Annotated in this window: 15 protein-coding genes, 1 tRNA gene and 1 other RNA gene; 8 read left to right on the plus strand and 9 right to left on the minus strand. The window is 67.1% G+C overall.

The features are described 5' to 3' along the window. The first annotated feature begins 198 nt into the window (after positions 1 to 198). Positions 199 to 444, plus strand: a complete 246-nt coding sequence (gene psaC / locus ACLNEE_RS07710) for a photosystem I iron-sulfur center protein PsaC (RefSeq protein WP_006850103.1) — start codon at positions 199 to 201, stop codon at positions 442 to 444. A 220-nt stretch (positions 445 to 664) separates the two neighbouring features. After that, positions 665 to 2599 (plus strand): glutamine--fructose-6-phosphate transaminase (isomerizing), encoded by a 1935-nt coding sequence (glmS, locus tag ACLNEE_RS07715; RefSeq protein WP_411423247.1) that lies wholly within the window; start codon positions 665 to 667, stop codon positions 2597 to 2599. A gap of 31 nt (positions 2600 to 2630) precedes the next feature. Here glmS and ACLNEE_RS07720 read toward each other — a convergent pair whose 3' ends face one another. After that, positions 2631 to 4094 (minus strand): mannose-1-phosphate guanylyltransferase/mannose-6-phosphate isomerase, encoded by a 1464-nt coding sequence (locus ACLNEE_RS07720; RefSeq protein WP_411423246.1) that lies wholly within the window; start codon positions 4092 to 4094, stop codon positions 2631 to 2633. Positions 4095 to 4190: 96 nt separating this feature from the next. Further along, positions 4191 to 4790, minus strand: a complete 600-nt coding sequence (gene rimM, locus ACLNEE_RS07725) for a ribosome maturation factor RimM (protein WP_411423245.1) — start codon at positions 4788 to 4790, stop codon at positions 4191 to 4193. 50 nt (positions 4791 to 4840) lie between these two features. Here rimM and ACLNEE_RS07730 point away from each other — a divergent pair, with 50 nt between their 5' ends. Continuing rightward, positions 4841 to 5020 (plus strand): NAD(P)H dehydrogenase subunit NdhS, encoded by a 180-nt coding sequence (locus ACLNEE_RS07730; RefSeq protein ID WP_412006955.1) that lies wholly within the window; start codon positions 4841 to 4843, stop codon positions 5018 to 5020. Here ACLNEE_RS07730 and ACLNEE_RS07735 read toward each other — a convergent pair. The 4 genes from ACLNEE_RS07735 to rnpB all read right to left on the minus strand — a co-directional run bounded on the left by ACLNEE_RS07735 (position 4998) and on the right by rnpB (position 8439). Further along, positions 4998 to 5783: a ribonuclease III domain-containing protein gene (locus ACLNEE_RS07735; RefSeq protein WP_411423243.1), complete on the minus strand. Its 786-nt coding sequence runs from the start codon at positions 5781 to 5783 to the stop codon at positions 4998 to 5000. The two genes, ACLNEE_RS07730 and ACLNEE_RS07735, sit on opposite strands and share 23 nt — an antisense overlap. Before the next feature lie 317 nt (positions 5784 to 6100). Further along, positions 6101 to 6526 carry a hypothetical protein gene (locus ACLNEE_RS07740; protein ID WP_411423242.1) on the minus strand — a complete coding sequence of 142 codons (426 nt, stop codon included), beginning with the start codon at positions 6524 to 6526 and terminating at the stop codon, positions 6101 to 6103. 239 nt (positions 6527 to 6765) lie between these two features. Then, on the minus strand, positions 6766 to 7509 hold the full coding sequence (locus ACLNEE_RS07745) for an MBL fold metallo-hydrolase (protein ID WP_411423241.1): 744 nt from the start codon (positions 7507 to 7509) through the stop codon (positions 6766 to 6768). Between the two features lie 522 nt (positions 7510 to 8031). Further along, an RNA gene (gene rnpB / locus ACLNEE_RS07750) (RNase P RNA component class A) lies at positions 8032 to 8439 on the minus strand. A gap of 188 nt (positions 8440 to 8627) precedes the next feature. On the opposite strand from rnpB, the gene ACLNEE_RS07755 reads away from it, so the two are divergent. The 3 genes from ACLNEE_RS07755 (at position 8628) to ACLNEE_RS07765 (ending at position 9732) form a co-directional block, all read left to right on the plus strand. Further along, positions 8628 to 8701, plus strand: a tRNA-Arg gene (locus ACLNEE_RS07755). Between the two features lie 156 nt (positions 8702 to 8857). Continuing rightward, entirely contained in the window at positions 8858 to 9187 is a 330-nt protein-coding gene (locus ACLNEE_RS07760; RefSeq protein ID WP_411423240.1) for a hypothetical protein, read from the plus strand. A gap of 65 nt (positions 9188 to 9252) precedes the next feature. Beyond that, complete coding sequence (locus tag ACLNEE_RS07765) at positions 9253 to 9732, plus strand: hypothetical protein (protein WP_411423239.1); 480 nt, start codon at positions 9253 to 9255, stop codon at positions 9730 to 9732. A 12-nt stretch (positions 9733 to 9744) separates the two neighbouring features. On the opposite strand, the gene ACLNEE_RS07770 is transcribed toward ACLNEE_RS07765, so the two are convergent. Both ACLNEE_RS07770 and ACLNEE_RS07775 read right to left on the minus strand, forming a co-directional pair. After that, positions 9745 to 12279 (minus strand): glycogen/starch/alpha-glucan phosphorylase, encoded by a 2535-nt coding sequence (locus tag ACLNEE_RS07770; protein WP_411423238.1) that lies wholly within the window; start codon positions 12277 to 12279, stop codon positions 9745 to 9747. Then, a complete protein-coding gene (locus ACLNEE_RS07775; RefSeq protein WP_411423237.1) occupies positions 12276 to 14705 on the minus strand; it encodes a phosphoketolase family protein in 2430 nt (809 codons plus the stop codon). The genes ACLNEE_RS07770 and ACLNEE_RS07775 overlap by 4 nt, the downstream gene beginning before the upstream one ends. 132 nt (positions 14706 to 14837) lie before the next feature. Here ACLNEE_RS07775 and ACLNEE_RS07780 point away from each other — a divergent pair, with 132 nt between their 5' ends. Next, on the plus strand, positions 14838 to 16193 hold the full coding sequence (locus ACLNEE_RS07780; RefSeq protein ID WP_411423236.1) for a cation:proton antiporter: 1356 nt from the start codon (positions 14838 to 14840) through the stop codon (positions 16191 to 16193). Next, the gene (locus ACLNEE_RS07785) at positions 16174 to 16755 is read left to right on the plus strand and encodes a methyltransferase family protein (protein WP_412006956.1); all 582 of its coding nucleotides are present in this window, start codon (positions 16174 to 16176) and stop codon (positions 16753 to 16755) included. The genes ACLNEE_RS07780 and ACLNEE_RS07785 overlap by 20 nt, the downstream gene beginning before the upstream one ends. Here the strand turns inward: ACLNEE_RS07785 and ACLNEE_RS07790 are convergent. After that, positions 16715 to 17029: a hypothetical protein gene (locus ACLNEE_RS07790; protein ID WP_411423234.1), complete on the minus strand. Its 315-nt coding sequence runs from the start codon at positions 17027 to 17029 to the stop codon at positions 16715 to 16717. The two genes, ACLNEE_RS07785 and ACLNEE_RS07790, sit on opposite strands and share 41 nt — an antisense overlap. Positions 17030 to 17031 lie beyond the last annotated feature (2 nt).

The raw sequence follows: 17031 nt of genomic DNA on the forward strand, positions 1-17031 counted from the left end.
CTGACGGGTCTCCCGCCACGGCCTCTCGGGACGTCTCGGTAGGTGTCTCGGCAGGTGGTGAACGCGTGCAGAGGGGGCTGCCGGGCCACGGGAGGGCCCGTATGAACAAGGGTGAAGGCCTCGGGCTCGGGGCAGATCCAATCCGGACAGCTTGGGTACCTTTGGCGGCACGCCGAGTCTCAGCACACCGGAGTCCAGATGTCCCACGCCGTCAAGATCTACGACACCTGCATCGGCTGCACCCAGTGCGTCCGCGCCTGCCCTCTGGATGTGCTGGAAATGGTTCCCTGGGATGGCTGCAAGGCCGGCCAGATCGCCTCATCCCCCCGCACCGAGGACTGCGTCGGCTGCAAGCGCTGCGAAACCGCCTGCCCCACCGATTTCCTCTCGATCCGCGTCTACCTCGGCGACGAGACCACCCGTTCCATGGGCCTGGCCTACTGAGGACCAGGCCTGCGGATTCCGGACGCTGCTCTGCATGGCGGCCTGGAATGGCGGCCTGTCCATCGCCTGGCGATCCCCGCGCCGAACGCTCGCGGTCACCGGCTGACCCCTCCCGTCGGATCCGCAGCGGATGGCAGCGCCATCTCCCATACGGATGGCAGGGCCATCTCCCATAAGCTCAGGCCCGGCCCGCTGCCGGGCTTTTTTTTGCTCCTGCCCTATGTGCGGCATCGTTGCCCTGATCGGTTCACGGGAAGCGGCCCCCCAGCTGCTCGAGGGTCTGCGTCAGTTGGAGTACCGCGGCTACGACTCTGCCGGCATCGCCACCGTCGAACTCGCTCCCTCCGGTTCGGCAGGCGTTGACGGGGAGCCGCCTGGACGGCTGCACTGTCTCCGGGCTGAGGGCAAGCTGGTCAACCTCACGGCCCGCTATGAGGCCGAGGGGGCGCCGGGGCACTGCGGCATCGGCCATACCCGCTGGGCCACCCACGGCAAGCCGGAAGAGCGCAATGCCCACCCCCATCTCGACGGGCGGGGTGAGCTGGCCGTGGTCCAGAACGGCATCATCGAAAACCATCGCAGCCTGCGGGAGCAGCTGCAGAGCGAGGGGGTCGTCTTTCGCTCTGACACCGACACCGAGGTCATCCCGCACCTCCTCGCCAGGCAGCTGGAGCGACTGCAGGCCTCCGGCCAGCCCGCAGACGCCAGCCTGCTGCTGCGGGCGGTGCAGGAGGTGTTGCCCCAGCTTCATGGGGCCTACGCCCTGGCTGTCGTCTGGGCCCAGGCACCCGGTGCCCTCGTGGTGGCCCGCCGGGCGGCACCTCTGCTGATCGGGCTCGGCGAAGGTGAATTTCTCTGTGCCAGCGACACCCCTGCCCTGGCGGGTTTCACCCGCACCATCCTCCCCATGGAGGATGGCGAGGTGGCTCTGCTGACCCCGCTGGGCATCGAGCTCTACGACGGCAGCGGGCGCCGGGTGCAGCGCACACCGAGCCTGCTCAGCGGCACCGAGCACGTGGCTGACAAGCGCAGCTTCCGCCACTTCATGCTCAAGGAAATCCATGAGCAACCGGAAACGGCGGCCCTCTGGGTGGCGCGCCATCTGCCGGAGCCCACCGAGGGACGTCTGGTGGCGCTGCCTCTCGATCCGGGGTTATACGAGGGGCTCGAGCGGGTTCAGATCCTGGCCTGCGGCACGAGCCGGCATGCCGCCCTGGTGGGCGCCTACCTGCTGGAGCAGCTGGCCGGCATCCCCACCAGCGTGTTCTATGCCAGTGAGTTCCGCTATGCGCCACCCCCGCTGAGCCGGCACACCCTCACGATCGGGGTCACCCAGTCGGGCGAGACCGCGGACACCCTGGCGGCCCTGGCGATGGAGCAGGAACGGCGTCGCCTGGTGGCCGACCCGGCCTTCGCGCCCAGGCTGCTGGGGATCACCAACCGGCCGGAGAGCTCCCTGGCCCGGATGGTGCCCCACATCCTCGACATCGGCGCCGGCATCGAGGTGGGCGTCGCCGCCACCAAGACCTTCCTCGGCCAGCTGCTCGCCTTCTACGGGCTGGCCCTGGCCCTGGCCGAGCGGCGCGGGGGCGCCAGCGGCCCCGGCGGGCCCCGGCAGCTGCGCGATCTCGTGAGTCAGCTGCGTCAGCTGCCTGCCCTGCTGGAGCGCCTGGTGGCCGACCACGACCAGCGCTGTGAGGCTCTGGCGCACCTGTTCGCCGATACCCAGGATGTGATCTTCCTCGGGCGCGGGATCAATTACCCGATTGCCCTCGAGGGGGCCCTCAAGCTCAAGGAAATCAGCTACATCCATGCCGAGGGCTACCCGGCCGGGGAGATGAAGCATGGGCCGATCGCCCTGCTCGATGCCCGGGTTCCCGTGGTGTCGATCGCCATGCCCGGCACGGTGTTCGACAAGGTGCTCAGCAATGCCCAGGAGGCCAAGGCCCGTGATGCCCAGCTGATCGGCGTGGCCCCCGAGGGGCCCGACACCGGCCTGTTCGATGTGCTGCTGCCGGTGCCGGAGGTGGATGAACTGCTGAGCCCCCTGCTCACCGTCATCCCGATGCAGCTGCTGAGTTACCACATCGCCGCCCACCGCGGTCTGGACGTGGATCAGCCCCGCAACCTGGCCAAGAGCGTCACGGTGGAGTGAGGGGGCAGGGCGGCGGCAGCGGCGAGGCCCCTCAGGGTCGCAGCAGGGCGTCACTGCGTCCGTAGCGGTCCTCGAAGCGCACGATGTCGTCCTCGCCCAGGTAAGAGCCGCTCTGCACCTCGATCATCTCGACGGGGATCTTGCCGGGGTTGCTCAGCCGGTGCCGGGCACCCAGTGGGATGTAGGTGCTCTGGTTCTCCCCCACCAGTTCCTCGGTACCGTCCTTCTCCACCACCGCCGTGCCCTTCACCACCACCCAGTGCTCGGCGCGGTGGTGGTGCATCTGCAGCGACAGGCTGGCGCCGGGGTTGACCACGATCTTCTTCACCTGCCAGCGCTCACCCTCCACGACCCCGTCGTAGGAGCCCCAGGGTCTGTAGATCTTCCGGTGCGCCCTGCTCTCCCGGGCCCCCTCCCGCTCCAGCAGCCCCACCACAGCCTTGACGTCCTGGGCCCGCTCCCGGTGGGCCACCAGCACCACGTCGTCGGTTTCCACCACCACCAGATCCTCCACGCCGAGACCCACCACCAGCCGGTGCTCGCTGCGCAGGTAGCAGTTGCGGCTCGCCTCGCTGATCACCCGGCCGCGCAGCACGTTGCCGTCGCCGTCGCGGTCCGCCGTCTCCCACAGGGCACTCCAGCTGCCCACATCGCTCCAGCCGGCCTGCAACGGCAGCACGCTGCCCAGGGAGGTCCTCTCCATCACGGCCACGTCGATCGCCACATTGGGGCAGCCGGCGAAGGCCTCCCGCTCGAGCCGCAGGAAATCCAGGTCAGCCGCGTCGTGCTCCAGGGCCGAGCGACAGGCGCTCACCACCTCCGGGGCCAGCCGTTCGAGCTCCGCCAGCACCGCACTCGCCTTGAACAGGAACATGCCGCTGTTCCAGGTGAAACGGCTGGAGGCCAGGAAGCCTTCCGCCGTGGCGCGATCGGGTTTCTCGACGAAGCGCTGGATCGGCACGGCCTGCGGCTGGCTGAGTGCGCCGGTGGCGAGGGGTTCCGCTGCCTCGATGTAGCCGTACCCGGTCTCCGGGGCGGTGGGCACGATCCCGAACGTCACCAGCCGGCCAGCCTCGGCCACCTCGAGCCCCGCCACCACCGTCTGGCGGAACCGCTCGGTGTCCCGCACCACATGGTCCGCGGCGAGCACCAGCAGCAGCGGATCCTCCCCCTGCGCGGTCGCCTGAAGCGCCGCCACCGCCACCGCCGGTGCCGTGTTGCGCCCGATCGGCTCCAGCAGGATTCCGGCGGGTTCGACCCCGATCTGGCGCATCTGTTCCGCCACGATGAAGCGGTGGTCCTCGTTGCAGATCAGCAGTGGCGGAGCCAGCCCGGGCAGCCCGGCCAGCCGCTGATGGGTCTGCTGCAGAAGGGTTTCCTCACCACTGCTGCCCAGGGCCCAGTACTGCTTGGGATAGCTCGCCCGGGACAGCGGCCACAGGCGGGTGCCGGTGCCACCGCACAGGATCACGGGAACCAGGGTGCTGGAGCTCATCGGACCAAGGCGTCGGACCCATTCAAGGGCAGGTTCAGGTTCCAGGCCCAGGTTCGGGGGTACGTTCGGGGGCCGGCGGGCCGATCTGCTGCCGCCTCAGAGCTCCAGCAGCCCCGGCGGTGGGGTGATGCCGATCCAGCCTCCGTCCAGGTTCACCTCCGGCACGATCGCCGCCACGAAGGGAATCAGCAGGAGGCGACCTCCGGCCTCCACCTGGAGCAGGTCCTGGCCGGCATGCACCAGGTCGGTCACGGTGCCCACCCGGGCGCCCGTGTCCAGCAGCCGCACCTCCAGGCCCACCAGGTCGAGCAGGTGGAATTCGCCGCGGGCCAGCCGGGGGCGATCCCTGGCGCGCACCAGCAGGCTCTGGCCCACCAGGGCTTCGGCGGCCTCGCGGCTGTCCACCTCCGCCAGGCGGACCACGAAGAGCTCCTTGCCCGGCAGCTGCCGCCCGCTCTTCAGCTCCACGGCCCGGGCCGCGTCCTGACCCCGCTGCAGCCAGCGGCGACCCGGCCGGGTGAAGCGCTCCGGAAAGTCGCTCATCGGCAACACCCGCAGTTCCCCTTTCAGCCCCTGGGCCGCGACCACTTTGCCCACCACGAGCAGGTCGTCCTCGGTGGCCTCCAGCGGGATCGGGCTCTCCGGGCTCCCCAGCTCCGGAGGGGGGGGTGCCGGATCATCTGGATGGGGATCCATGCCGCTGGAGGCTGCTGCGGTCGATAATGGCTTCACGCCGGACCCCTGCCATGCCCGACCTGCCGATCCTGCCGGGCTCCACCGTGGTGGTGAGAGACGCCCGATCCATCTACAACGGCTACAAGGGCTTCGTGCAGCGGCTCAGCGGCAGTCAGGCGGCGGTGCTCTTCGAGGGCGGTAACTGGGACAAGCTGGTGACCATCCCCCTCAAGACCCTGGAGCAGGCCTGATCGTCGCCAGGGCGAGCCGGGCGGCGTCCTGCTCCGCACTGCGGCGGGATGGGCCCCAGCCTTCCAGATCCATGGGCTCTCCCTGCAATGTCACCCTGCAGCGGAAGCGGCGGGGGTCGCCGTGGGCCCTGGAGTGTTCCTCGCAGGCGTAGACCGGCAGCCCCAGGCCCTCACCCTGGCTCCACTCCTGCAGGGCTGATTTCCAGTTGTGGCGATCCGGATCGGCCAGGAGCTCGCTGCAGCTGCGCTGCCAGTGGGGCGTGAGCCAGCGATGCACGGGGTCGAGGGATCCCCAGCTGGTGTACAGCCCTCCGATCAGGGCCTCGCAGAGTTCGGCCCGCACCGTGGCCAGCCCCGCCCTGTCGCCCCTGGCCATTGCACCGATCCGCCACACGCTCGGGATGCCGCAGCTGGTCGCCAGGTCCGCCAGCCACCGGTCGCTGACCAGCTGGGCCCGCAGTGCGGCGTGGCGGCCGACGCTGAGGGCGCCATGGTGGGTCCGGAGGTACTCGGATGCCGCCAGCCGCAGCACCGCGTCACCCAGGAATTCCAGCCGCTCGTGGTTGGGGCCCAGCAGCGCCGAGGTGTGGGTGAGGGCCTCGTCGATCGGGGCCAGGGCGCCATCGTCGCGGCCGGGACCACCGGGGGCCTCCGGGTCCAGCCCGAGGCCCGCCAGGAAGGCGAGCAGCTGTCGGCGGCGTTCGGGGGTCACGTCGCGGATGGAGGAGGGCAGTGGCCGATCGCCGATGGTCGAGGGGTGCACCGGCGGGTGACGCCAACGGGGCTCAGGGTCCTTTCGAACCTAGCCGCGGGGCAGGGTACAGCCGATGGGGGGCATCCCATCCCCGGGCAGGAGGCAGGTGGGGGTGGTCCCGGCAGCGATGACATGATCTCTCGATGCAGGTTGATGCTGATCAGGCTCAAGCGTGAGAGGTTGGTTCATCCCATCCGCGAAGCCATCCCATCCACCAATCCACCCCATCCACTCTCATCCACCCAATCCGAGCGGCGGTGGCTGTTCTGCTGACGTGTGGACCGTTTGGCCTGCCTGTGGGCATCAGCCGCTGATGGTGTGGCATGTCAGCGGTAATGCTCCAGAAAACCCTTTCTGACAGCCTCACACTGGATAGGGGTCAGGGGTTTTCCTTCGAATTGGCCTGATTGTTCCACCGCGGCCATCTGGCGTCTGGCGCGTACTTGCTTGTCACTGGAAAGATTCAGCAGTGCCTCGTTGGCGAGCTGTTCCAGAGCCTTGAAACGGGAGCTGAAGATGTCATCCGCCCGATAATTACGGCGGCAATAGCGCACGGCTCCCAGGTTGGTCCCGATGCGTGAGGCTGGATCGCTGCCCTGAGACATGGGGGAAGGGATCGGCGATGGCCCGGCGATGGGCTGGGCGATGGCTGCGGCGCCATGGCACCCAACCCATGCCAGGAGAAGGAGGGGAGTGCCGCTGATGCAGGTTCTGGTGAGAAGGCGAAGCTTCGCCATGACCGGTGTGTTCATGATCAGATCCCCTTGGCTTCCCCGAAGGCCGACTTGCTCTGGATTACGCGGGCTTGCTCAGACTAGGCACACTGACAAGCACGCTGTAAGTAAGCACAGTCTGGGTAGGCAGGCACAGTAGCGCCGGTTTTTGGGAGCTCTTCCGTTGGCTTGGCTGTGATGCTGGCCCTGCTGCGCGGGAACCCAACCCTTGGGCATGAAGGTTGGTGAGGAGTGCACTCAGGTATGAGGTCTTTTCTTCATGTCGAGAGAACCATCCCTTCGCGTGCGAAAAGAGCGTCCGGAAAAATATCCTGACATAATTTCTCGGCGTTTTCCAGATAGTCGTCGTCGTGGTCGGGGTCGTGATGGGTGACCACCAATTGTCTGACATTGGCTCTTATGGCAACTTCGGCGGCCTGCTCAAAGCTGCTGTGACCCCAACCCCTTTTGGTGGCAAGCTCTTCGTTGGAATATTGACCGTCATGAATCAGGATGTCTGCGCCTTGGGCAAAGGTCACAATATTTTCGTCAATTGCGTCGCCGTGTTCGATGTCTGTTGAAAATACGATGGAGCGGCCGGCCCGTTCGTAGCGATAGCTGTAGGCGTCTCCGGGGTGTCTGTGCTTGATGGCTTTGATTGTGACAGGGATGCCGTCGGGCGGGATGAAGGTGTGAGAGGAGCTATCGAGCAAGATGAAATCAAAGTTGGCACCCATGTCCCGCATTGAAACGGGAAAATATGTTTCCTGCATCTGAGTTGCGAAAATATCTTTCAGCGTGTGGGCGCGCCGCTTCCCGCCTTTGGCCAGGATCTTGATCGTGGTGGTTGGGTCATAGGCTGGGCCGAAGAATGGGAATCCTTGGATGTGGTCCCAGTGAAAATGTGTGAATGCAATGAAGATCTCCTTTTGATCGGTCCCCATCGCGGTGAAATCGGCGCCGAGCTTTCTGATCCCTGTTCCTGCGTCAATGATGCCAATTCTCCTTGTCTCCGGGGCCATGATTTGGAGGCATGTTGTGTTGCCTCCAAACCTTGTGTACTGTTCTCCGGAGACGGAGATTGATCCGCGGACTCCGTAGAATTTAACCTGCATGGAACTGGAGTCTTGGTGGCAGTCGTTCCATTATGGAGTCAAACCCAATGTGCTGTACGGTTCCAGCCCAGCACCCGTGGCGTGTCGATTCGGGGCCTTGTGCCGCAAATCACGACCTCTGGTGAACGTTTGCCTTCCCGCTTCGCTTCGCCGAGGAAGCTCCTGCGCCAGAAGGCTCAGCGTTGCTGACTCCTTGGCAGAAGTGCTCCCCCCCAAGCCGCCATTTCGTCCATCAGGTTTCCCATCTCAGCCTGCCGCGATTGGCCGGCATGGTGTGTTTGATTGATCCAGGCTGGGTTGCGGTGTGATGTCAGCCCGGATGTCTTGCGGCGATCCACCGCAGCACGTCCGGCCCCGTGGGTCCATCCCCTGGGGGGCTCGGGCTTGCTCCTGCGCTAACGGCGAGGACCCATCTGGCGGTGGCGTAGGGGTGAAAGCAGGGCGTAAGCCGGGTTCTGTTCCAGGCAGGGCGAAGCCCTGCCTGGGGTGATCATCTGTCTGGGACCGCCGTTGCCGGCGGCCTCGAGCGGCGCACTTGGGTCGGGACGGGTGTCATGGCCAACCCTTGTCCCTGGGCCTTGCTCCCGGCCGGGGTTTACCGAGCCAGCACCTCTCGATGCTGCTGGTGCGCTCTTACCGCACCTTTGCACCCTTGCCTGTGCACAGGGACGGGCCCCGGCCATCGGCGGTGTGTTTCTGTGGCACTGTCCTCACGGTCACCCGCACTGGGCGTTACCCAGCAAGCCTGGCCATTGGGGAGCCCGGACTTTCCTCAACCGGGCTGGTCTCGGACCCGAAGGCCGTCCACCACCCGGTCGCGATCACCTCGCCTGCTTTCCCCCCCATGATGCCTGCTCGAAGGAACCCGGCTGGAGGGAGGCCTTCTGGAGGTCCTGGCTGGTTGGGGTGTGGTCGCTTCGGTTGGGTGTGCTCGCAGGGCGACCGGTGCGGGCGACCGGAGCGGCCGACCGGATTGGCCCACCGGCGCGCCCTTGGAGCCCGGGCCCGCGCATAATGGCGGCCCCGGGGCTGTAGCTCAGCCGGATAGAGCGACGGTTTCCTAAACCGTAGGTCGTGGGTTCGAGTCCCGCCAGCCCCGTCGATCATCAGCCGCCGCTCAGCTGGCGAAGGCTCAGCGGTGCGCAGCTCGGCTGGGCCCGGGCACGGCCGCTGGGCGTTCGGTAGTTGGCGCTACCGGTGGTGGCCTGTTCATCCTCAGCACCGTCGCTAGCGTGGCTTCAGCCGCCGGACCGCGATGACGCCATTGCACGATCTGCGCCTTCGTCTGCTGGTGCAGCAGGAGAGCGAGCGCATTGCCGATGGCCAGCTCGACGAGCTGGACCTCTCGGTGGTTCAGGCCCGTTGCCTCTGCTGGCTGGCGTTGCTGGCCGAGGCCCACGAAGAGCAGGCGGGCGATGCCGAGCGCCGTGGGGATACCGAGCAGGCGATGGGGTGGTTCGCCGATTCGATGCGGCTGCGGGATGTCATCCAGGTGGTCAGCTCGATCGAGATCCCACTGCCGGCCGCCAACGGTGAGGAGGATGACTCCGGCGACCTCTCCGGGGCTGGCCCCCTGGCCGCCTGAGCCCGGATCAGTCAGCCCTCCGGGGCTCGGTGTCATGATGGAGCCTGACATCCCTGGGGAGCGCGGTGCCCGAAGAGCCCTGCCAGTGCCCTGATTGCCAGCGTTTCTATCGGGAACACGACCGATTGATCCGTGAGAATCCAACGCTGAGGCAGCAGCAGGAGCTCAACTGGGCCGCGCTGCAGTCCTTCCGGACCCTGGCCGGCCGGGTGATGGAAGAACTCCAGAAGCAGCAGGATGCGGCCGGTGAGGCCGCCTCCCCACCCGCGGCCAAGGCCGAGCCGGGTGGGGCCGCCGTGGCCCCCGGTGACGCCTCCGAACCCGATGCCCTCCAGCAGGCCATGGCCGATCTGGAGAACATCAATGCCCATCTGTTCTCGATCGAGGCGCTGATGGAGCGCATCTTCGACGTGCGCATGCCGGAAGAGGTGGAGCAGAAGTTCCGTGAGGTGGCCGGTGAACTGGCCCCGGATCCCCTCAATGCGGACCGGTTGCGTCTCAATCGGCTGCTCCACCAGACCCCGGACCTGCCCGATCGGGGCTGAACCGGGAGGGCCTCAGCCCGGTTCGTCCTCCATCTCGCACTTGATCGTCACCGGGAAGGGCTCGGCTCTCCAGATCCGTTCGGCGTACTCGGCGATCGAGCGGTCCGACGAGAAGAAGCCGCTCCGGGCGGAGTTGAGCAGGGACATCCGGTTCCAGCGACGGCGATCCGCCCAGGCCGTGTTCACCTCGGCTTGGGCGCGCAGGTAGTCGTTGAAGTCGGCCAGCACGAAAAAGGGATCACGTCCGGTGAGGTTCTGCAGCAGTGGGCGGAACAGTTCGCCGTCACCATTGCTGAAGTGTCCCTGCTCTACCAGACGCAGCACTTCGGTGAGTTCCGGCATCGCACTGATCAGCTCCCAAGGGCGGTAGCCGGCATCGTGCAGCGCCATGATCTCCTCGGCGGTCTTGCCGAAGAGGAAGAAGTTGTCCGCGCCGACCTGCTCGCGGATCTCCACATTGGCGCCATCGAGGGTGCCGATCGTGAGCGCCCCATTCATGGCGAACTTCATGTTGCCCGTTCCTGAAGCCTCCTTGCCGGCTGTCGAGATCTGCTCGGAGAGGTCGGAGGCGGGATACACACGCTCGCCCAGCTTCACGTTGTAGTCCGCCAGGAAGATCACCCGCAGCCGGCCCTCCATGTCGGGGTCGGCATTGATGGTTTCGGCGATGCCGTTGATGAAGCGGATGATCAGCTTGGCCATGTAATAGCCCGGCGCTGCCTTGCCCCCGAAGATCACCGTGCGCGGTGCCAGATGGTCCCCCTCGCCGTTCTTGATGCGCAGGTACTGGGCAATCACCTGCAGGGCATTGAGGTGCTGGCGCTTGTATTCGTGGATGCGCTTGACCTGGACGTCGAACAGGGAGGCCGGATCCACCAGCACGCCGGTGTGACGGTGAATGTAGTGACTGAGCTGGTTTTTCACCGCCAGTTTGGTGGCCCCCCAGCGCTCCAGGAAGCTGGTGTCGTCGACGTAGTTCTCGAGCTGGCGCAGCTGGCTCAGGTCCTGCACCCAGCGGTCCCCGATCACCTCATCCAGGAGTCCGGAGAGCTGGGGGTTCGCGAGGGCCACCCAGCGTCGCGGGGTGACCCCGTTGGTCACGTTCGTGAACTTCTCCGGCCAGAGGTCGGCGAACTCCGGGAAGAGCTGGGTCTTCACCAGCTCGCTGTGCAGCGCGGCCACGCCGTTGACGTGGTGGGAGGCCACGGTGGCCAGATGGGCCATCCGCACCGATTTGCCCCCCTCCTCATCGATGATCGAGACGCGCTGCAGCACGGCCTCGTTGCCGGGGTAGCGGATGCGCACCTGCTGCAGGAAACGGCGGTTGATCTCGAAGATCAGCTCCAGGTGGCGGGGCAGCAGCGAGCCGAACAGCTCGAGGCCCCACTTCTCCAGGGCTTCGGGCAGCAGGGTGTGGTTGGTGTAGGAGAGCGAGCGGGTGGTGATGGCCCAGGCGTCCTCCCACTCCAGATGCTTGTCGTCGATGAGCAGGCGCATCAGCTCGGCCACCGCGATCGCCGGGTGGGTGTCGTTGAGCTGCACGGCCCAGTGGTCCGGAAACTCCGCGATCGGCAGGCCCCGTGCCTCGAGGCTGCGGATCATGTCCTGCAGGGAGCAGCTCACGAAGAAGTGCTGCTGCTTCAGCCGCAGTCGCCGACCTTCAGCCGTGCCGTCATTGGGGTAGAGCACCTTCGAGAGGGTCTCACTGCCCACCTTCTCCTCCACGGCGCCGTAGTAGTCGCCGATGTTGAAGGCATAGAAGTCGAAGCTCTCGGTGGCATCGGCGCGCCAGAGGCGCAGGCGGTTGCAGGTGTTCACCCGGTAGCCCAGCACCGGCACATCGTGGGGGATGCCGATGGCGTGTTCGGCCGGCACCCAGCGCACCCGGTACTGGCCGTGCTCGTCCTGGTAGCTCTCGGTGCGGCCGCCGAAGCCCACGAAACAGGCCTGGTCGGGCTGGGGCAGCTCCCAGGGCCAGCCGCCCTTGAGCCACTTGTCGGTGATCTCCACCTGCCAGCCGTCGCGGATCAGCTGGTCGAAGATGCCGAACTCGTAGCGGATCCCATAGCCGGTGGCAGGGATCTCCAGCGAGGCGAGGGATTCCAGGAAGCAGGCCGCTAGACGGCCCAGGCCCCCGTTCCCCAGCCCGGGCTCCTCCTCCACATCGAGGATCAGGTTGATGTCGTCGATGCCGAAGCGGCGCAGGGCTTCCGCGGCCGCATCCTGAATGCCCAGCATCAGCAGGTTGTTGCCGAGCTGGGGGCCGATCAGGAACTCGGCCGAGAGGTAGGACACCACCCGCGTCGGTGCGGCCCGCAGCGCCTCGATCCCGGCCAGGTAGCGGGTCATCAGCCGGTCGCGCACGGCGTAGCTGAGGGCGACGTAGAGGTCGTGGCGGGTCGCTGTGGGCGCCAGCTTGCCGAGGCTGTAGAAGAGGTGCTCGGTCATGCCGTCGAACACGTCATCCGGTTCCGGACCACTCCGGTCGGGGTCGGCATAACAGCCCGGGGTGGGCAGGCGCAGGGTCTTGGGTTTGATGGTTGTCATGCTTGGGGGGGTGTCCAGCGCCAGTTGGTGACCTCAGGAGCGTCCATGCCGTGCTGGTGGGCGTAGGCACGGTTGGCCAGGATGGCGTCCTTCATCTGTTCCTTGACGTGGGCGGCGCGGGAACCGAGGCTCGGCACCCGGTCGATCACGTCGATCACCAGGTTGAAGCGGTCGATCTGGTTGTTCATCGCCAGCTCGAGCGGCGTGTTGATGTTGCCCTTCTCCTTGTATCCCCGCACGTGCAGGTTGGCGTGGTTGGTGCGGCGGTAGGTGAGCCGGTGGATCAGCCACGGATAACCGTGGAAATTGAAGATCACCGGCTTGTTGGTGGTGAACAGGCTGTCGAAGTCCCGATCCGAGAGGCCGTGGGGATGCTCGCTGGGCTGGGTGAGGGCGAACAGCTTCACCACGTTGAGCACGCGAATCTTGAGCTGGGGAATCTCCCGGCGCAGGATCTCCACCGCCGCCAGGGTCTCCTTGGAGGGGATGTCGCCGGCGCAGGCCATCACCACATCGGGATCATCGGGTTGGGTGCCGCAGTCGTCGTTGCTGGCCCAGCGCACGATGCTGATCCCCTTGGCCACGTGGGCGCGGGCCTGCTCGAGGTTCATGTACTGCAGATGCTTCTGCTTGTCGGAGACGATGATGTTGCAGACGTTGGTCTCCAGCATCGCCTCCTCTGCAACCGCCAGCAGGCTGTTGGCATCCGGCGGCATGTAGACGCGCACCACATCGCCGCTCTTGTTGCCGGCCAGGTCGATGAAGCCCGGGTCCTGGTGCGTGAAGCCGTTGTGGTCCTGGCGCCAGACCGTCGAGGAGATCAGACAGGTCCAGGGACCGATCGGTGCCCGCCAGGGGGCATGGAGGTTGCAGGATTCCAGCCACTTGGCGTGCTGGTTGAACATCGAGGCGATCACGTGCGCGAAGGCCTCGTAGGTGTGGAAGAAGCCGTAGCGGCCGGTGAGCACGTAGCCCTCCATCATTCCCACCAGGGTGTGCTCGGAGAGCATCTCCACCACCCGGCCGCTGCGGGCCAGCTCACTGCCGTTGCTGTCCTCGGGCAGCAGGTCCTCCATCCACACCTTCTTGCTCACCTCGTAGATCGCCTGGAGGCGGTTCGAGGCGGTTTCATCGGGGCCGAACACCCGCAGCGAATCGGGGTTGAGGCCGATCGCATCGCGCAGCAGTTCCCCCAGCGGGTAGGTGTTCTCCGCCTCGACCCGGCCCGGAGTGTCCACCGTCACCGCGTAGGACTCGATCGGCGGCAGCTGCAGTCTGTGGCGCAGCAGCCCGCCGTTGGCATGGGGGTTGGAGCCCATCCGCCGCAGCCCCTGGGGGGAGAGGGCCTGCAGCTCGGGCAGGAGGGTGCCGTGCTCGTCGAACAGCTCCTCGGGCCGGTAGCTGCGCAGCCAGGTCTCGAGCATCGCCAGCTGCTCGGGATCCTTCTGCGGGCCCGGCAGGGGCACCTGGTGGGCGCGCCAGAAGCCCTCCAGTTTTTTGTCGCCCAGGGCGGCGGGTCCGGTCCAGCCCTTGGGAGAGCGCAGCACGATCATCGGCCAGTGGGGGCGCTGGGCTTCGCCGCTGCGGCGCGCCTCGGCCTGGATGGCCTGGATGCGGCCGACAGCTTCCTCCATGGCGGCGGCCATGGCGGCGTGCATGGCCATCGGTTCGCTGCCCTCGACGAACAGCGGCTCCCAGCCGTAACCGCGCAGCAGGCTGGCCAGTTCCTCGCGGGGGATGCGGGCCAGCAGGGTGGGGTTGGCGATCTTGTAGCCGTTGAGGTGCAGCACCGGCAGCACCGCCCCGTCGCTGATCGGGTTGAGGAACTTGTTGATGTGCCAGCTGGTGGCCAGCGGTCCGGTTTCCGCCTCGCCGTCACCGACGCAGGCCAGGGCGATCAGATCGGGGTTGTCAAACACCGCCCCGCAGGCGTGGGAGAGCACGTAGCCCAGTTCACCGCCTTCATGGATCGAGCCGGGGGTTTCCGGGGTGCAGTGGCTGCCGATGTGCCCCGGAAACGAGAACTGCTTGAAGAAGCGCCGCATCCCGGCTTCATCGCGGGATTTGTCGGGGTAGACCTCGCTGTAGCTGCCGTCGAGGTAGGTGGGTCCGAGCACCCCAGGTGCGCCGTGGCCCGGCCCCGACAGGTAGATCATGTCCAGGTCCCGCTGGCGGATCAGCCGGTTGGCATGGGCCCAGATGAACGCCTGCCCCGGGCTGGAGCCCCAGTGGCCCAGCAGCCGGTTCTTGATGTGTTCGGGTCTGAGCGGCTCCTGCAGCAGTGGATTGTCCTGCAGGTAGATCATCCCCACCGCCAGGTACTTCGCCGCTCGCCACCAGCGGTTGATCCGCTCGAGCAGCTCGCCGTCCACTCCCTCGGGGGGAGTCTGGAAAACGGACCCCGTTGTGACATCCGACGCCTGCATGGCCTGTCTCTCCCTGGTGACCGTGGTTGGACGGTAGCGACGGTTGCCACGCCGGCCCCCTCCCGCTGCCTAGAGATCTGCGTCCGAACACCGGGCGACGGGCCTACGGTCAGCGGCGCCTGAACACTCCCTATGACCCTGCCAGCGCTGTTGCTAGAGGTGGGCAGCCACCAGCTCGAGGTCGCCGAGACCCTGATCTCGGTCGGCGAGTTCCTCGTGATCTTCGTGGCGGCCCGGCTGCTGGCCGAGCTGATGGTGCGCGTTCAGCTCCCCACGATCCTGGGGGAACTGGTGGCGGGGGTGCTGATCGGGGTTTCGGGCCTGCACCTGATCGTGCCACCCGAGACCCAGGCGCAGCTGAGCGGCTGGGGTCTGGCCCTGCTCGGTTCGCTCGCCGACCTGGCGCCCGAGACCGTGCAGGATCTCTATGCGGAGACCTTCCCCAATCTCCAGTCCGTCTCCCAGATCGGCCTCTACGCCCTGCTGTTTCTGACAGGCCTGGAAAGCGAGCTCGACGAACTCGTGGCGGTCGGGGTTCAGGCCACCACGGTGGCCGTGACCGGGGTGGTGCTCCCCTTCGCCCTTGGCACGGCCGGCCTCTACTACTTGTTCGACGTGCCGTTGATTCCGGCGGTGTTTGCCGGGGCGGCGATGACCGCCACCTCGATCGGGATCACCGCCAGCGTGTTCGGCGAACTGAAGTTCCTCAAGACCCGCGAAGGGCAGACCGTGATCGGAGCCGCGGTGCTCGATGACATCCTCGGCATCGTCATCCTCGCCGTGGTGGTGAGTCTGGCCGGTGGCGGCGGCTTCGCTGTCGGCCCGGTGATCAAGCTGGTTGCGGCCGCAGGCGTGTTCGTGGCCGCAGCGCTCTTCCTCAGCAGCAAGGCCGCCCCTGTCTTCGACTGGGTGCTGGATCGGCTCAAGGCCCCGGGCGAGGTGGTGGTGGCCGCCTTCGTGGTGCTGTCCCTCTCCTGCTTCGCAGCCCAGGCGATCGGCCTGGAGGCGGCCCTGGGAGCCTTCGCTGCGGGCCTGATCCTCAGCGGCTCGCGCCACACCCATGCCATCCAGGGCACGGTGCAGCCTCTGGTGGCCCTGTTCGCCACCATCTTCTTCGTGCTGATCGGCACCAGCATGGATCTCTCGGTGCTGAATCCGCTCAACCCCGAGAACCGCGAAGGGCTGGTGGTCGCCGCCTTCCTGCTCACCGTGGCGATCGTGGGCAAGGTGGTGGCCGGCTGGAGCTACGTCAGCAAGGAGAAGACCAACCGTCTGGTGGTGGGCCTGGGGATGATGCCCCGCGGCGAGGTGGGCCTGATCTTCCTGGGGCTCGGCAGCCAGGCCGGCCTGCTCACCAAACCCCTCGAGGCGGCCATCCTGTTGATGGTGATCGGCACCACCTTCCTGGCGCCGATCCTGCTCCGCCTGGTTCTGGGCGGGACGCCAGGAGGCCCCGATCTTGATCCCCTTGCCGAAATCCCCACCTGACCCCCCCCAGGCAGAACACGCCGCGGAGCCGGCCCCGGGGCTGCTTCGCCGCTGGGGCCTGAGCTGGAGCGGCTGGCGGGACAACCGGCGCGGCGAGTGGTGGCTCCTGGCCCAGCTCGTCCTGATTGCGGCCCATCTGCTGCCCCCCTGGCCCAGCCCCGGGGCCTGGGGCTACGCCTGGCCCCTGCCAGTGGCGATCGCTGGAGCCGTGCTGTTCCTGCTGGGGCTGGTGCTGGCGGCCCAGGCCTTCTGGGGGCTCGGCCCCAGCCTCACACCCCTGCCGGAACCGATGCCCGGGGCGGCCCTGGTCACGTCCGGGTCCTACGCCCGCTGCCGCCATCCGCTCTACCAGGCGGTGCTCCTCTGCTCCCTGGGGGTGACCCTGGTCTTCGGCAGCCTCCTCCACCTGGCCCTGTTGTTCGGCCTGGCAGCCGTGCTGGGCGGCAAGGCCAGGCGGGAGGAGCGGGCCCTGCAGCGGCTCCATCCCGCGTACGTCGCCTACCGCCAGAGCACGGCGGCGATCATTCCCCATCTTCCCTGGCTCGACTGGCGAGAGCTGTGAACAGGCCCCAGCCCACGGCGATCAGTCCGAGGCTCGACGCCCAGCCCGGCCCCAGGGCCAGACCCAGAGCCAGGTCGGTCGCCGTGCCCAGCAGCAGGGCCAGCAGCAGGCTGAGGCCCAGCAGCACCAACTGCTGGGCGTACTGGGGCAGGGGCCCTGCCGCCAGGGCCTGCTCGAGCCGGCTGAGCGGCAGGGTGAGCGGCAGATAGAGCGCCAGGGCCCAGAGGGCGATTCCCGGGAGCACGGCGCTCCAGTCAGCACTGGCGAGGGGCAAGG

The sequence above is a fragment of the Aphanothece stagnina RSMan2012 genome, from assembly GCF_046764815.1.
Lineage (GTDB): Bacteria > Cyanobacteriota > Cyanobacteriia > PCC-6307 > Cyanobiaceae > NIES-981.

Excerpts from the sequence above, each read along its gene's own strand:
- ACLNEE_RS07740 (WP_411423242.1), bottom strand. The coding sequence starts at position 6,526 with ATGAACACACCGGTCATGGCGAAGCTTCGCCTTCTCACCAGAACCTGC.
- rimM (WP_411423245.1), bottom strand. The coding sequence starts at position 4,790 with ATGGATCCCCATCCAGATGATCCGGCACCCCCCCCTCCGGAGCTGGGG.
- ACLNEE_RS07720 (WP_411423246.1), bottom strand. The coding sequence starts at position 4,094 with ATGAGCTCCAGCACCCTGGTTCCCGTGATCCTGTGCGGTGGCACCGGC.
- ACLNEE_RS07775 (WP_411423237.1), bottom strand. The coding sequence starts at position 14,705 with ATGCAGGCGTCGGATGTCACAACGGGGTCCGTTTTCCAGACTCCCCCC.
- ACLNEE_RS07730 (WP_412006955.1), top strand. The coding sequence starts at position 4,841 with ATGCCCGACCTGCCGATCCTGCCGGGCTCCACCGTGGTGGTGAGAGAC.
- psaC (WP_006850103.1), top strand. The coding sequence starts at position 199 with ATGTCCCACGCCGTCAAGATCTACGACACCTGCATCGGCTGCACCCAG.
- glmS (WP_411423247.1), top strand. The coding sequence starts at position 665 with ATGTGCGGCATCGTTGCCCTGATCGGTTCACGGGAAGCGGCCCCCCAG.
- ACLNEE_RS07770 (WP_411423238.1), bottom strand. The coding sequence starts at position 12,279 with ATGACAACCATCAAACCCAAGACCCTGCGCCTGCCCACCCCGGGCTGT.
- ACLNEE_RS07780 (WP_411423236.1), top strand. The coding sequence starts at position 14,838 with ATGACCCTGCCAGCGCTGTTGCTAGAGGTGGGCAGCCACCAGCTCGAG.
- ACLNEE_RS07745 (WP_411423241.1), bottom strand. The coding sequence starts at position 7,509 with ATGGCCCCGGAGACAAGGAGAATTGGCATCATTGACGCAGGAACAGGG.
- ACLNEE_RS07760 (WP_411423240.1), top strand. The coding sequence starts at position 8,858 with ATGACGCCATTGCACGATCTGCGCCTTCGTCTGCTGGTGCAGCAGGAG.